The 14,968-nt window shown below is 44.3% G+C and carries 17 protein-coding genes; 10 read left to right on the plus strand and 7 right to left on the minus strand.

Going from position 1 to position 14,968, the window contains the following annotated elements; all coding sequences use genetic code 11:
* Positions 1-89: 89 nt before the first annotated feature.
* The 6 genes from AAE02nite_RS01500 (at position 90) to AAE02nite_RS01525 (ending at position 6,679) form a co-directional block, all read left to right on the plus strand.
* Complete coding sequence (locus tag AAE02nite_RS01500; protein ID WP_146894655.1) at positions 90-617, plus strand: NuoI/complex I 23 kDa subunit family protein; 528 nt, start codon at positions 90-92, stop codon at positions 615-617.
* Positions 618-705: 88 nt separating this feature from the next.
* Positions 706-1,224 (plus strand): NADH-quinone oxidoreductase subunit J family protein, encoded by a 519-nt coding sequence (locus tag AAE02nite_RS01505; protein WP_146894656.1) that lies wholly within the window; start codon positions 706-708, stop codon positions 1,222-1,224.
* Positions 1,225-1,370: 146 nt separating this feature from the next.
* Positions 1,371-1,700, plus strand: a complete 330-nt coding sequence (gene nuoK, locus AAE02nite_RS01510) for an NADH-quinone oxidoreductase subunit NuoK (protein ID WP_146894657.1) — start codon at positions 1,371-1,373, stop codon at positions 1,698-1,700.
* Between the two features lie 103 nt (positions 1,701-1,803).
* Positions 1,804-3,753 carry an NADH-quinone oxidoreductase subunit L gene (gene nuoL, locus AAE02nite_RS01515; protein ID WP_146894658.1) on the plus strand — a complete coding sequence of 650 codons (1,950 nt, stop codon included), beginning with the start codon at positions 1,804-1,806 and terminating at the stop codon, positions 3,751-3,753.
* Positions 3,754-3,765: 12 nt separating this feature from the next.
* Complete coding sequence (locus AAE02nite_RS01520; RefSeq protein ID WP_146894659.1) at positions 3,766-5,214, plus strand: complex I subunit 4 family protein; 1,449 nt, start codon at positions 3,766-3,768, stop codon at positions 5,212-5,214.
* A gap of 82 nt (positions 5,215-5,296) precedes the next feature.
* Positions 5,297-6,679: an NADH-quinone oxidoreductase subunit N gene (locus AAE02nite_RS01525; RefSeq protein WP_146894660.1), complete on the plus strand. Its 1,383-nt coding sequence runs from the start codon at positions 5,297-5,299 to the stop codon at positions 6,677-6,679.
* 80 nt (positions 6,680-6,759) lie between these two features.
* On the opposite strand, the gene AAE02nite_RS01530 is transcribed toward AAE02nite_RS01525, so the two are convergent.
* The gene (locus tag AAE02nite_RS01530) at positions 6,760-7,983 is read right to left on the minus strand and encodes an NAD(P)/FAD-dependent oxidoreductase (RefSeq protein WP_146894661.1); all 1,224 of its coding nucleotides are present in this window, start codon (positions 7,981-7,983) and stop codon (positions 6,760-6,762) included.
* A 293-nt stretch (positions 7,984-8,276) separates the two neighbouring features.
* Between AAE02nite_RS01530 and AAE02nite_RS01535 the strand changes: the two genes are divergently transcribed.
* Positions 8,277-8,891 carry a short chain dehydrogenase gene (locus tag AAE02nite_RS01535; protein WP_146894662.1) on the plus strand — a complete coding sequence of 205 codons (615 nt, stop codon included), beginning with the start codon at positions 8,277-8,279 and terminating at the stop codon, positions 8,889-8,891.
* 183 nt (positions 8,892-9,074) lie between these two features.
* Here AAE02nite_RS01535 and moaA read toward each other — a convergent pair whose 3' ends face one another.
* The gene (moaA, locus tag AAE02nite_RS01540) at positions 9,075-10,064 is read right to left on the minus strand and encodes a GTP 3',8-cyclase MoaA (protein WP_146894663.1); all 990 of its coding nucleotides are present in this window, start codon (positions 10,062-10,064) and stop codon (positions 9,075-9,077) included.
* A 126-nt stretch (positions 10,065-10,190) separates the two neighbouring features.
* On the opposite strand from moaA, the gene AAE02nite_RS01545 reads away from it, so the two are divergent.
* Positions 10,191-10,433: a MoaD/ThiS family protein gene (locus AAE02nite_RS01545; protein ID WP_146894664.1), complete on the plus strand. Its 243-nt coding sequence runs from the start codon at positions 10,191-10,193 to the stop codon at positions 10,431-10,433.
* 94 nt (positions 10,434-10,527) lie between these two features.
* Positions 10,528-10,938 (plus strand): molybdenum cofactor biosynthesis protein MoaE, encoded by a 411-nt coding sequence (locus AAE02nite_RS01550; RefSeq protein WP_146894665.1) that lies wholly within the window; start codon positions 10,528-10,530, stop codon positions 10,936-10,938.
* 17 nt (positions 10,939-10,955) lie between these two features.
* On the opposite strand, the gene AAE02nite_RS01555 is transcribed toward AAE02nite_RS01550, so the two are convergent.
* The 5 genes from AAE02nite_RS01555 to AAE02nite_RS01575 all read right to left on the minus strand — a co-directional run bounded on the left by AAE02nite_RS01555 (position 10,956) and on the right by AAE02nite_RS01575 (position 14,205).
* Positions 10,956-11,279, minus strand: coding sequence for a type II toxin-antitoxin system PemK/MazF family toxin (locus AAE02nite_RS01555; RefSeq protein ID WP_146894666.1), 324 nt, complete (start codon positions 11,277-11,279; stop codon positions 10,956-10,958).
* Entirely contained in the window at positions 11,276-11,503 is a 228-nt protein-coding gene (locus AAE02nite_RS01560; RefSeq protein WP_146894667.1) for a hypothetical protein, read from the minus strand. Before AAE02nite_RS01560 ends, AAE02nite_RS01555 begins: the two co-directional genes overlap by 4 nt.
* A gap of 60 nt (positions 11,504-11,563) precedes the next feature.
* A complete protein-coding gene (locus AAE02nite_RS01565) occupies positions 11,564-12,751 on the minus strand; it encodes an NTP transferase domain-containing protein (protein WP_246150724.1) in 1,188 nt (395 codons plus the stop codon).
* Positions 12,732-13,166: a cyclic pyranopterin monophosphate synthase MoaC gene (gene moaC, locus AAE02nite_RS01570; RefSeq protein WP_246150729.1), complete on the minus strand. Its 435-nt coding sequence runs from the start codon at positions 13,164-13,166 to the stop codon at positions 12,732-12,734. Before moaC ends, AAE02nite_RS01565 begins: the two co-directional genes overlap by 20 nt.
* Positions 13,167-13,266: 100 nt before the next feature.
* The gene (locus AAE02nite_RS01575) at positions 13,267-14,205 is read right to left on the minus strand and encodes a Nif3-like dinuclear metal center hexameric protein (protein WP_146894669.1); all 939 of its coding nucleotides are present in this window, start codon (positions 14,203-14,205) and stop codon (positions 13,267-13,269) included.
* A 543-nt stretch (positions 14,206-14,748) separates the two neighbouring features.
* On the opposite strand from AAE02nite_RS01575, the gene AAE02nite_RS01580 reads away from it, so the two are divergent.
* Entirely contained in the window at positions 14,749-14,952 is a 204-nt protein-coding gene (locus AAE02nite_RS01580) for a hypothetical protein (RefSeq protein ID WP_146894670.1), read from the plus strand.
* Positions 14,953-14,968 lie beyond the last annotated feature (16 nt).

Consider the following 14,968-nt stretch of genomic DNA (forward strand, 5'->3'; position numbering starts at 1 on the left):
TTTTTAGAACCCGGAAGGATATAATTTAAAAATATTGCTCTTTTAAGCTAGCTAATAAGTTGTTTAAAGAGACTATAATATAAACTAAAATGCAGTTAACCAATAGAAAAAAAGTACTGGAACAGAAACCGATGACGGTAGCGGAGAAGATGTATCTTCCGGCTATTTTCAACGGTCTTTCTATTACCATGCGCCACTTCTTCAAGAAAAAGCCGACAATCCAATATCCGGAGCAAACCAGAGAATTTGGCAAGGAATTTCGGGGCTTACACGTTTTGCGCCGCGATGAACAAGGTCGGGAGCGTTGTACCGCTTGTGGTTTGTGTGCGGTAGCCTGTCCGGCCGAAGCCATAACCATGGTAGCCGGTGAGCGCAAAAAAGGCGAAGAGCACTTGTACCGCGAAGAGAAATACGCGGTATCGTACGAAATTAACATGCTGCGCTGCATCTTCTGCGGCTTATGCGAAGAAGCCTGCCCGAAAGAAGCTGTATTTTTGCAGAACGATAAAACCGTACCACCCCGTTTTGAACGCGACGAGTTTATTTATGGCAAAGATCGTTTGGTGGAGCCATTGAACCAGGCTAACTCAAAAGATAATATTAAATACAGATATTAATTAGCTTTTTCTCTGCTGGCAGATTGTTTTATAAAATATTGCCAAGTTCATAACTAATAGCTAATTACAAATCGCTAATCACTAAATAATGACTGGTAGTTTATTTTATTTCCTGACTTTTTTAACCTTGTTTGCCGCACTAGGCGTGGTGTTTTCGAAGAACCCGGTTTATAGTGTTTTATTCCTAATCCTGACCTTCTTTAGCTTATCGGGGCACTATATTTTACTCAATGCCCAGTTTGTGGCGGCGGTAAATATTATTGTGTATGCGGGTGCTATCATGGTGTTGTTCCTGTTCGTGATTATGTTCCTGAACTTGAACATGGATACGGAGCAGGCACAAAAAAAATCGGTCTTGACCAAAGTAGCCGGAGCCATTTCGGGCGGCCTGCTGCTGGTTATTATGATTGCTGTTTTAAAAGATGCTGAAGTAGGTTCTTACGATCCGGAAAACTTCGATTCGCAGATTGGTTTGGTTGAAAACCTGGGCCACCTGCTGTTCACAAAATATTTATTACCCTTTGAATTGGCCTCCGTGTTGTTTTTAGTGGCCATGGTAGGTGCGGTTATGCTGGGGAAGAAGGAAACGCAGCAACGTCATTTCTAGAAATTGTATTTAATGGCGGCAGTATCTGTCGCCATTTGTATTTAGATAATAGCCCGATTTATTGGGTAAATAGCAAAATGCCGGTAACTTTGCGCCGCTTTTGCAGCACACAAATTTATATTATAAGCTACTACAGCTAATTAAAAATGAACGAAATTCCGGAGGTAATCAGAACCATTCCTTTACAGTACTACCTGTTTTTCAGCAGCACCTTATTTGTTATCGGTATTATCGGCGTACTTACCCGGCGCAATGCTATTATAATTTTTATGTGTATTGAGCTGATGCTGAATGCTGTAAATTTATTATTAACGGCTTTTTCGGCGTACCGCTCCGATGCCAACGGGCAAGTTTTTGTATTTTTCATAATGGCCGTAGCGGCTGCCGAAGTGTGCGTAGGGCTGGCCATTATTGTAATGATTTACCGCAACTTACGCTCTACCGATATTAATATTCTGAGCAACCTGAAGTGGTAATAAGTTAGATACGAGTATCAAGATACAAGTACCAAGACTTTCAAATAAAAATATTCCTGTTCGCAAATAACGAACAACGATTAACGAACAACAAAACTAAAGCATGCAAACAGACCTCTTACCCGCCACTAATTCCGACATGGCATTGTTCTGCTTACTTATCCCGCTTTTACCTTTACTCGGATTTCTGATCAACGGCTTAGGCAACCGCGTATTACCCAAAAGCCTGATTAGCATAATTGGCTGCGGCAGCGTGCTCGCTGCGTTTGTTATTTCGCTTATCCTATTCTTCCAATTCGATGGCCGTCCTTACGTGGTAGATCTTTTCGATTGGATCAATGTAGGCAGTCTGCGGATTCCGTTCTCCTTCATGATCGACCAATTATCGCTGATTATGCTGCTTTTGGTAACGGGTGTGGGGTTTGTCATTCATGTATATTCGGCCGGCTACATGAGCCACGATGCCGGTTTCGGTAAATTCTTCGCTTTCCTGAACCTGTTCATTTTCTCGATGCTGCTGCTCGTGCTGGGCTCGAATTACGTGATGATGTTTATTGGCTGGGAAGGAGTTGGGCTTTGTTCTTACCTGCTCATTGGTTTCTGGAATAAAGTTACGCCGTATAACAACGCTGCTAAAAAAGCTTTCATTGTTAACCGTATCGGCGACCTGGGTTTCCTGTTAGGCATCTTCCTGTTATTTATCACCTTCGGTAGCGTTACTTTTGCCGATATTTTCCAGCAAGCCGGACAGTTACACGATGTAAACCAACCGGTAATAGTGGCCATTACCATGTTATTATTTGTAGGGGCGATGGGTAAAAGTGCCCAGTTGCCTTTATATACCTGGCTGCCCGATGCGATGGCCGGCCCTACCCCGGTTTCGGCCCTGATACACGCGGCTACCATGGTTACTGCCGGTATTTACATGGTTATCCGGTCTAACGTATTATATACCCTCGCGCCTGGTACGCTGGATTTTATTGCGATTATTGGTTTAGCCACCGCCGTTTTTGCGGCTACTATTGGCTTATTCCAGAACGACATTAAAAAAGTACTGGCCTATTCTACGGTAAGCCAGTTGGGCTATATGTTTTTGGCGCTGGGCGTAATGGCCTATACCTCTTCTATGTTTCACGTGCTGACGCACGCGTTTTTCAAAGCTTTATTGTTCTTAGGCGCGGGTAGCGTTATTCACGCCATGAGCGGCGAACAGGATATCCGCAGCATGGGCGGCCTTCGTAAATATTTGCCCGTTACATTTATTACTTTCTTAATTGGTACGCTGGCTATTTCAGGTATTCCGCCGTTTGCCGGTTTCTTCTCCAAAGACGAATTATTGGCGCAGGTATACGAGCACAGCAAAATCATGTGGGCCTTTGGTCTGTTAACTTCCTTCATGACGGCCTTTTACATGTTCCGTTTGCTGTTCCTGACGTTCTTTGGCACCTTCCGCGGCACCGATAAGCAACGGCATCACCTGCACGAATCGCCGGCCAGCATGACCATTCCGCTGATTATCCTGGCTATTCTTTCTACCATTGGTGGATTTATGGGGCTGCCGGCGGTATTCAGCGAAAACCATATCTTATCTAACTTTCTAAGTCCCATATTCGGGTATGCCCGTCAGGCAGTGCCATCGGCTTTTGAAGCGGCTCATCTGGACCATGCCACGGAATATATGCTGATGGCTATTTCGGTAGCCGTAGCGGTAGTTGCTATTATTCTGGCTTATGTAATTTACGTGAGTAAAAAAGCGGTTCCGGCCGATGAAAGAACCGAGCTTTCCCCGCTGCACAAACTGGTTTACCATAAATATTACGTCGACGAAATTTATAATACCCTGATTGTGCGGCCTTTAATGTGGCTTTCTACGGGCTTGTACCGCTACGTAGAGAAAGGTTTGGTAGACCCGCTCGTGAATGGCTTTGGCAAAGGGGTTATTCTGGGCGGCCGGAACATCCGCTTCCTGCAAACCGGCGCTATTGGCTTTTATCTTTTTGCCATGGTGCTCAGCATTGCCCTTATTCTGTTCCTGAACTTTATTATAAGATAAGTTAACCCCAACATGATTACAGCCTTATTACTCTTCTGGCCGGCCCTGGCTGGTGTGCTGGTTCTGTTCATAAAAGGCCAGAACGCCAAGCGGGCGGCATTTGGAGCAGCCGTAGTAGAATTTGTTATTGCTTTATATGCCATGCTGCAGTACCAGCCCAATGCACAGGTACAGTTCCAGTATTTTCAGCCCTGGATCGAGAACTTCGGGATTAATTTTGCTATTGGCATGGATGGCATCAGTTTGTTACTGGTTTTCCTGACGACCTTCCTGGTGCCTTTAATTATTCTTTCGTCTTTCCCGCACTCCTACAAAAACCCGAATGTATTTTATGCTTTAATTTTGTTTATGCAAATGGGCTTAATTGGCGTTTTCACCGCGTTTGATGCATTCCTGTTCTATTTCTTCTGGGAGGTAGCCCTTATTCCAATCTATTTTATCTCGGCCGTCTGGGGTGGCGAGCGCCGGATTCCGATTACCTTTAAGTTCTTTATATATACCATCTTCGGCTCGTTGTTTATGCTGGTGGGCTTTGTTTACCTGTATTTCCAAACGCCCGGCGCCCATACTTCTGATATCAATGCTTTTTACCAATTAAGCTTAGATACCACACAGCAGAGCTGGATATTCTGGTTTTTGTTTATTGCTTTTGCCATTAAAATGCCGGTATTCCCGTTCCACACCTGGCAGCCCGATACTTATACCGAATCGCCCACTCAGGCCACGATGCTGCTATCCGGTATTATGCTGAAAATGGGTATTTACGGCGTAATCCGTTGGTTATTGCCCATTGTGCCGCAAGGCGTGAGTCAATGGGACGGTTTGGTGCTGGTACTTTCTATTATTGGGATTGTGTACGGCTCTATTATTGCTATCCGCCAACGCGACCTGAAACGCTTAGTAGCTTATTCTTCTATCGGTCACGTGGGCCTGATTGCCGCTGGTATTTTTACCTTAACCGAACACGGCATGCAGGGCGGTATTATCCAAATGCTAAGCCACGGCATTAACGTAGTAGGTTTATTCTTTATCATCGATATTATTTACCGCCGCACTCATACCCGCGATATTAAAAACCTGGGTGGTATCACCCAAACCACGCCGGCCCTTTCTATTTTCTTCATGATTTTATTACTGGGCACGGTAGCCCTGCCGCTCACCAATGGGTTTGTGGGGGAGTTTCTGTTGCTGTCCGGGGTATTTCAATATAATAATTGGATGGGCGCCATAGCCGGTACTACCATTATTCTGAGTGCGGTTTATATGCTGCGCATGTTCCAGGGGGTAATGTTTGGTGAGCAAAATGCCAATACCGTTACCTTCCGGGATGTAACCGGCACCGAAGCCGCCGTTTTAATACCATTGGTAATCATGGTGTTCTGGATTGGCTTGCACCCCAACACCTTCTTAAGCCTGACCGAACCGGCGGTTGGTCATTTATTAGGCATTATAAATAGATAGCTCGAATTTTCGATGTTTGATTATTCGATTTTAAAATGGATCGAAAAATCGAACGTCGAATATCTAAAAATCTAATAAAAATATGAATTCAATTATATTACTTACTTCTTTTGGTATTCTGAACTTGTTTATTGGGTTCAGCAAATCCAAAAAAATAATTATGCCGCTGGTGCTTTTGTTCCTGGCTATTGTTTTCGTGGTGAACCTCATCGGCTGGAACGATACCCAAACGTACTTCGAGCGGATGCTAACGATTGACAACTTTGCCATCGCTTTTACCGGTGTCGTGGTTTTAACTACCATTCTGGTACTGCCCTTTGCCCAGCGCTACGTCGATCAGCAAGACGAGAGTTTAGCGGAATATTTTTCTTTGCTGTTGTTTTCGCTGGTAGGGGCTATTATGATGGTGGCATACGAAAACCTGCTCATGCTTTTTGTTGGTATCGAAATATTATCTATCAGTATGTACGTACTGGCCGGCAGCGACAAGAAAAATCTAAAATCGAACGAAGCCGGGCTTAAATATTTTCTGATGGGCTCGTTTGCCACGGGCATTTTACTTTTCGGAATTGTGCTGATTTACGGGGCTACCGGCACTTTTTACATTTCTGAAATCAGTTCGGCGGCTACCGCCCAAAGCAACAACGAACTAACCTCTCCCTTGCTGGGTATGGGTCTGCTGTTCACCCTGATTGGTATTTCCTTTAAAGTTTCGGTTGCGCCTTTCCACTTCTGGACGCCGGATGTATACGAAGGTACGCCTACTTTCTTTATGGCTTTTATGTCGACGGTTGTAAAGGCGGCCGGGTTTGCCGGATTTTATAAGCTGATGTCGGTTTCTTTTGCCGGTGCGCAGGATATCTGGTTCCCGACGCTCATTGCCATGACCGTAGTTACCCTGGCCATTGGCAATATTGGCGCAGTGGCGCAAAATAGCTTTAAGCGGATGATGGCCTATTCCAGCATTTCGCACGCCGGCTACTTGATGATTGCCTTATTGTCTTTCAACGATCGTTCCGAAAACGCTATATTGTTCTATTCGCTGGCCTATTCGGTTTCTACGGTAGCGGCGCTGGGCATCCTGAAAATAGTGGCCGATCAGCGCGACGATGTTTCGTATAACGCCTTTAACGGCCTGGGCCGGACCAATCCTTTACTGGCAGCAGTTATGGCTATTTCGATGTGCTCGCTGGGCGGTATTCCGTTAACCGGCGGGTTCTTTGGCAAGCTGTTTATTTTTAGTGCGGCTTTAGAGCAGGATTTATTATGGCTGATTATTTTGGCCATTTTAATGGCGGCCGTTGGCTTCTATTACTATTTCCGGGTTATTATTGCCATGTACATGCGCGAGCCTAGCGGGGAGCGGGTGCAGGTAAGTGCGCTGGCCTCTTTTGCCTTAATATTTATGACCGTGCTTACGTTTGTACTGGGCATTGCCCCTGGTTTACTGAGCAATATTTTGTAACCCAATATTTTTTTCAATAAAAAAGGGACTGCAATATTGCAGTCCCTTTTTTATTGAAGGCTAATGAGTAATGTTCGGGCCTACTTAAACAACATCCGGTAATAAAAACCCGGTTTGGTTAACAATCGTTTTATTTCTACGTTAGCCAGTGCTTCTATTAAAAATTGTTTTAAATATTTGCTCTGATTCCCTTTTTTAACCACAAAATTGAAAAGCCACGGGTAACGACATAGCTTTTGCAAACTGTGGCTCACCTTTAGTTCTTTCCACATACGTCGGTAAATTTCTTTATCGTAAGCCCGGTTAAATTCAGCCGAAAAATTCTGGTGTTCAAAACAATTCAGAATGTGTTCGGCTGCCACGCGTCCGCTCCTGATAGCATTACCAATTCCTTCGCCCGAGAAAGGATCTATTAGTGAAGCCGCGTCACCGGTCAATAAAAATCTTTCGCCCGAAATATTCCGGGGTTTAGAGCCCAAGGGCAAGCCATAACCTTTAACGGTTTCCAGCGGCCGGGCATCTTTAAACCGCTCTTGCAGGTTTGGCGTTGTCTGCAATAATTTTTGCAAGACTTCCTTCAGGTTCAGCTTCTTTTCCGATACCACCTCCGACAACACCCCTATGCCCACATTAGCTTTGTTATCGGGCAGTGGAAATACCCACAAATAGCCCGGCAAAATATCCTTGAAAAAATGAAGCTCGATATAATTATCGTCGTGAAATGAGGTAACACCTTCGTAGTAAACCCGCAATCCGGCACTGTAATGGTCTTTCTCTACTTTTATAGGCCCGAGGTGTTTGGCCACTACCGAATGGGCGCCATCGGCCCCTACTATAATATTGGCGGTAAATTCACCGCGATTTGTTTTTGCCAATAATCCATCCGCTTGCGGCAGCACCTGCTCCACCGTACAGTTCTCGATAACCTGAATATTTTTGTATTCTTTTAAATGCTGAAAAAGCAGGTTATCAAAATCGAGGCGCTGGCAAATATACCCGCAGCTTTTCTGGTTCTTATGGAAGAAAGGGATATCTACATGCTGGTGATTAGGTGCGAATATTTTTACCCCGTAGGAAGGCACTTTAGCCGCTAGGGCGCTGAATTCAGTAGCCAGTTTATCTGAAAGCATAGCCAGTTGGTTCACCACATCCACGCTCAAGGCATCGCCGCAGGTTTTATCGCGGGGGAAAGTAGCTTTATCGAGCAGCGCCACCGCCAAACCGGTATTGGCCAGTTTAATGGCACAAGCCGCCCCGGCCGGTCCCGCTCCTACTATTAAAACATCAAACTTTTGTGCCTGCATACGCTACTAAATATTTAAACCGGAATGGTATGCGAACTTAAAAATATTAATTTAAAACCAACGGAATTTAATGCCCGCGGCCCCTAAAATATAGCCTGATGATTTACTTACTTCTTCCGGATACCATCGGTACTTCGTACAACTAACTTCTACCAGATTAGGTATACAACCATTAATTATTTAAAATCGGGCTTTGGTTACCACTGCGGATTAGTTATTGTAGGGTTAAACCCAAACACAAATATTTAAAGCCTGTTAACTATTTCAGAACCTTTACTTATAAATAAAATATAATGAAAATAGTTGTTTTAGGTGCTACCGGCACTATTGGCAAAGCCGTTATGGAACTCCTGCAAAGCAAAGGCCACGAAGTAATTGCGGCCGCACGTTCTACCAGCCCATCTATTGATATTACTGACCCGGCTTCCATCGACCGTTTTTATGCACAGGTAGGAGAAGTGGACGCCATTGTAAGTGTAGCGGGTGAGGCGGCGTTTGTCCAGGTGGATAAACTAACCGATGAACAAGTGCAGTTAAGCATAAACAGCAAACTTTTAGGTCAGATTAACATGGTCCGGAAAGGCTTAACCAGGCTGCGCCCGAATGGCGTAGCTGTTATTACCGGAGGATTTCTGGCTTACATACCCGCTCCGCAAACCGCTATGATTGCAATGGTAAATGCCGGTTTGGAAGGATTTACCAAAGCAGCCGCTCTGGATTTAACCGAAGGACGCCGGATTTTAATTGTGCATCCGCCCTGGGTAGCCGAAACAGCAGCAGCATTAGGCATGGACCCATCGCCGTGGCCCAATGCCGCTAAAACTGCTGAAGCTTACCTCACCGCTATTGAAGGTACCAAGACCGGAAAACCGATTTTTGTGGAGGGTTTTACGCCATCTGGCTCCTGATAGAACTGTACCCCGGAAAGCTGCTTTGTTTGCCTAAGCAGCTTTCCGGGGTACAAATATTCCTTAACATCCAGATTATATAATCCTTGGCTTTAAATAGTAGCAGACTAATCTCGCTCACCCGAGCATGTTTGGCTTTTGTATTGTCTTCTGGAAATGCCGGAACAACATTGATGGAATGGGTTAACCACCAATGGTGGACATCGATTGAAATACCGGCAATAAAAACTGACGGTGATCTTCAGCTTCAAAACCATCTTTGGCCCGATTACCAAAGGCTTGTAAAAAAGAAGCTTTTAAGGTATCATTCGAAATATCGGCCCGCAGCAAGTCCCGGATGTTTAATACATCGTCGCCGTACAAACAGGTTTTGAGACCACCCTGGGCTGTTACCCGGATGCGGTTGCAGGTACCGCAGAAGGTGCGGGTATAAGCGGCAATGATACCAATATTTCCCGGGTGTCCTGGAATGGCATAATGTACGGCGGTGGCATTGGGTGCATCGGCTATTTTGGTTATACCGGGGTATACCACCTGTAGCTCATCCAGTATCCGGAGGTAATTCCAGGTTAGGCTCGGGTGATTATTGGCGCCACCGTTAAAAGGCATTTCTTCGATAAACCGCATCGATACCGGATACTTCTCGGTTAAATGGGCCAGCGGAATGATATCTTCGGTGTTCTGGCCTTCCATTACCACCGCATTTATCTTTACCCGAATGTTGTGCTGCAGCAAGGCATGGAAAGTATCCATTACCCGGTCTAGCTCATCGCGGCGCGTAATTTTAAAAAACCGCTCCCTGTCCAGGCTGTCCAAGCTTAAGTTAACTGATTTTATACCGAGCTTCTTCAATTCTGGCACCAGTGGGGCAGTGAGTACGCCATTGGTGGTAATATGAATTTCCTCGATGCCCGGAATGGCTTTGATGCGCCACAAAAATGAAAGCAAATCTTTCCGGAGAAACGGCTCGCCGCCGGTAATACGCACCTTCCGGATACCCATTTCGGCTAAAACCCGCAGCATGCGTTCCATTTCTTCGTAGGTCAGCAGTTGCTTTTTGGGCAAATAGTCGATGCCTTCTTCGGGCATGCAATAAAAACAGCGCAGGTTGCACCTATCGGTTACCGCTAACCGCACATAATCTAAAACCCGGCCGTGATTATCAACTATCATGTATTAATTCTGCTCCCCTTCTCCAAAACTTACAGCCTGGAACTTAAGTTCAGGCTTTTAACATTTATATAGCACAAGTTAACTTAAAATTAAATAAATTGTATCAAAATAGCGTTTTTATTGAATATGCAGGTTAAAATAGCATTATTTGGCATTACCAAAGAAATAATCGGCGCTTCTAAACTGAATTACCAGTTAAGCGAAACGGCCGATGTGAATCAGTTGTTAAATAATCTGAGAGCCGATTACCCGGCGCTACAAAAGCTCTCCTCATTGATGATAGCCGTTAACGATGACTATGCCACACCCGAACAGACTTTATCTGCCCACGACGAAATTGCTCTGATTCCTCCGGTTTGTGGTGGGTAATAATTTGCGTTAATTAGACTCTTAGATATTCGATTGTTAGATTCTAAAATCCCTATCGAATAATCGAAAATCGAACCCCAAATAATCTAAAACTATGATAGCCATAACCGAAGGACCAATAAATACGCAGGCGGTAATAGATGCGGTACAAGCTGATGGCGCTGGCGCCATAAACGTGTTTATTGGGACGGTGCGTAACCAGACGCAGGCAAAGCCGGTTATTCAGTTAGATTTTGAGGCGTATGATTCAATGGCGGTAAAGAAAATGCAGGAAATTGCAAACCAGGCCGCTGAACGCTGGCCCATTCAGAAAGTTGCTATTGTGCACCGGAAGGGCACTTTACAAATTGGCGAAGCCGCCGTGGTTATTGCCGTTTCTACCCCGCACCGCAAAGCTTCTTTTGAAGCCTGCGAATACATTATAGATACCCTCAAACAAGTAGTGCCTATCTGGAAAAAAGAAAAATTTGAAGATGGCGATGTGTGGGTTGCTGCGCACCCGTAGAAAAATGCTATGACATTTTATTTGTTCAGCTGAAACAGTTGGATTAAGCTTTTATTCAACACTGATATTTCTGCAACAGAAAGATTTCCTAATCTACCTATTACTAATTCAACATCAAGAGTAGCTAATTTATTAAGCCGAACCAAAGAGGTTTTCTTAAGCCCATTATCGTGGCTTGGCTCGAGCTTTAAATCATATTCCGTTTGCCACGAGAGTTGAGACGTTATAAAAGCTACTGTGACATCGGTAACAGTAGTTATTAACACTAAAGCCGGTCTATTTTTTTGTCCTGATAGGTCAGTAAAAGGAAATGGTATAAGTACAATATCGCCTTTTTTCACTTATATCTTTCTTTTAAATCTTCTTCATCATATAAATCTTCTTCATCCTTCAGAAAGTCAAAAGATTTATTATCGGCTACTAAATGCTGAATGCCTTTGGTAATAACTTGGTCATCTAACTTGCTTAATAAAAATTCAGTAAAGTCTGATACCTCTTTTATCTTCTGTTCAGGAAGTTTAGCAAGATTATCTATTGTTCTTTCTATTAATGATTGTTTTGTCATAAAAAGTTAAATTATAAATAAACGTCATTCTTTGATATATATTCTTTACTCAAATTATCTTCATCTTATTGCTTCATCATCTAACTCCCGAACCGTTTGCTCGTAAGCCACTAGGTCGTTTACATTACGTAGTTCCCCAACGTTCGGAATAGTTAAAAGCTTGACATCCGAATTGATAAGAGCCTTGCGGGGGCAGGAATAACCTAAACTTAAAAACTGCAAAAGCTGGGCATAGCTGCGCGGCTCCCAAATCGTGAGCAAAGGCTCCGGAAATTTGCCTTCCGTATCGTAAAAAGCGGTAGCCATTTTGGTAGAGTCGCGGTGCTGCACTAAATATTCTAAAGTGTCAGTAGTTAAAAATGGTAAATCGCAGGCCACCGTCAGCCAGGCAGCGTTAGGGTTACTTTGTAGCGCCGTTAAAATACCGCCCTTCGGACCGAGGTTCAGAAATTTATCTTCTAAATAAGGCAGCTTACCCGCTACTTCGCTTACCTGGGTCGCATTGCACGACACGTAAACTTCGGTGCAATACTTACTTAATAGCTGGTGTACGTGGGTGCGCTGGTCGAGCCCGTGGTATTGGAGCAGTCCTTTATCCTGTTGCATCCGGGTACTTTTGCCACCAGCCAGTACCAACCCATGCAGCGGCGGTATAGTTGCCAAGTAATAATCCGCAACAAAAGCAGCAATTTGTGCAGTATCTTCTATCCGGTAAACCGGAATTTGGGCAAAATCTACTACTTGGTTTTGAATAAAAGCGGGTATTTCCGTTATGCCCGCCTGTAATAATATTAGTTTTACCCGGGTAAGTTTATCCAGCTTTTTATCGAGTGGTTTAGCCGGATCTATCACAATAATCTGGGCCTGTGCCGGAAAATGATTACCATTTACCAACACTAAATCGGCCTGCCGGAACAAGGCTTCTCTTTCGTATTCATTCCAGCCTACTTTGCTATCAAAACGCTGAAAAGTAATTTTATCGGTGTACTCCATAGCGGCCCCGTGCCCCAGCGCAGAACTTAAATCTTGGCCGGTGATTGCTTCGGCATCGGCACTTTTGTGGTCGGCATCTACGTAAGCAATTTTTACCTTATCAGCCAAAGCTTGTGTAATGGCGAAAGCCAGCTTTTTAATATTGCCGCAGGGAGTTCCCAAAATGGCTAGCTCGGCGCGGCCAAAGTAACCGATATTTGGCCGGGCCAGTTGGGTATGTTTCTGGTGCGGCGCTTTATTTTCGTTCGAAGTCATTTTTGCCTCCGGTTTTGGTCATGAGTTTGGTTTCTTTAATAACAATGTCGTGCGAAAAAGCTTTGCACATATCGTAAATAGTTAGCGCCGCTACCGTGGCACCGGTTAAGGCTTCCATTTCTACGCCGGTTTTACCGGTTATGCTGGCGGTGCAATCTATTACTACTTCGTTCGCTTCGTTTACCTGAATATTAAATTTGCAGCTTTCCAGGCCCAGCGGATGGCACAACGGAATCAGGTCGGAGGTTTTCTTGGCGCCCATGGTGCCGGCAATAATGGCCGTCTGGAACACCGGGCCTTTTTTGGTTTGAATATCGCCGTTGGTTAGGTGCTGCATAATTTCTTCGCCCAGCACCACAATGCTCCGGGCCTGGGCTATCCGCTTGGTTTCGGCTTTGGCGCTCACATCTACCATAGCCGGGTTTCCGCTCGCATCTAAATGCGAAAATGTTTTCTCTTGTTCTTTCACTTCAGGTAATAAGCTGGTTTAAATTACTAAGTAAGGCAATATTCTGCTATATAAAACTAAGCGGATTACGGGACGGTACATGGGTTATTTTAATGCCGGGTACTTTTGGTTTTAACCAGGCTACCAGCCATTCGGCGCCGGGCTCTTCGCTCACGGCATGGCCCAACAGTACCAACGCCAGTTTATCTCCTTTGGCCCGGGCATCCCGCACATATTCTACTGTCTCCCATTCCTGCGCCTCGCCACATATAATTACATCGGGCTTCTCCTTCATTATTTCTTCAATATGTCTTGTGCCGCCCGAAGCACCCGGCAAAAGTAATATACGCGCACAACTTTGCGACAGATCGCCTATATACCGTACCGTCTGAATACCAAGCTTTTCTTTCGAGTGTGCGATTAATGCCTGCAACGAAATAGCAGGAATTACAAAACGATTACGGATGTCCGGGTTGTAATATTTCTGCCAGCCCAAGGCCGCTACCAAGCCGGTCTGTACCCCATCCGGCTTATGGCTATGAATATAATCATGATTCCGCCAAACGGCAATATTATGCTTTTTTAGCAAATCAGCTTTATACCGGTAAACAGCATCCTGCTCCAGCCAGGCGGTGTCATCCTGGTGATTATAATAGGTAGGTTCATGCGCAATAATAAAGTTAGCCCCTACATCAACCGCTTTCCGGATTACCTCTACCGTAGCGAACATAGTAGTTACTATGCCCGTTACTTTTGTGTCTAAACTGCCGGCTTTTAAGGTATCTACGGTTTTATCGAAAGGTGCGCCGGGCACTTCTTGCAGGAACAAATCTATAATCTGCTTAACCGTTATAGTTTTATTCTGGCGGAACAAATCTCCGGCCGTTGTTATAACAGGCGTGGTTATCAGCATAGAGGCACCAATGGTTTTGCCCAAAGAGGTTATAAATTTTCTTCTTCCGGGCTGGTTATAAGCAGCATTTAAATCCTTTATATATAATTTCATTTCTGCACCTGATTTTAAATTAACCTTTCATTCGGTATAATTTAGTAGAACTTACGCAAAATATATCTAAATCCGCCCCAACTATAATATTAGAGCAGTGCCGATATCCGAGGATAACAATGTGGCAATTTACTCCTAAACTTTCAGGAGGCAGCAAAAACGGCGTTACGGGTAAAGATGCTACCGAGTTCTTTCTTGCCGCTTAACCTCCTGCACCTTTATACCTCTGCGTTAGGTCTATTTAAGTACCTATTTCGGAATATTATAATTTTAACGACAGTTTATAAGGAATACAACGCTGGAATGATTGCGCCCCCAATTAGGACTATTGGCCGACACCCAAGATCTTACTTATATGATAAAATTCAGGCTTTTAACAAACCTACCCAATAATTACCGGCTTCTGCTTCAATTTGCTTAATTTATTTTACTCCGCACTCGTGCTGAGGGTTAAAATGGTGTTATGCGATAAGTAACCTAAGATAACCGCCTGCGGAGGCTGCTTTCCGGATCCGAAGTGGTACAATTTAAAGGAGCCGGTACTTGGAAAAAGGCCTTCGCCTTTGGTCTGTTCCAGAAAATTCAACCTATGTACCAGAAGTTATCACAAAACCAGCTGTTCAAACTGCTGAATTTCTGAATAGGACAAAAAATATAAAATACCTACATTTCGGTATGGCAATATTTAAAATATATAAATATCTTTATGCCAGAATATTTTTAGAGTACTCTCCTCCCAATATTTAAAGCAGATTTATTACTC

Source organism: Adhaeribacter aerolatus (assembly GCF_007991635.1).
GTDB lineage: Bacteria > Bacteroidota > Bacteroidia > Cytophagales > Hymenobacteraceae > Adhaeribacter > Adhaeribacter aerolatus.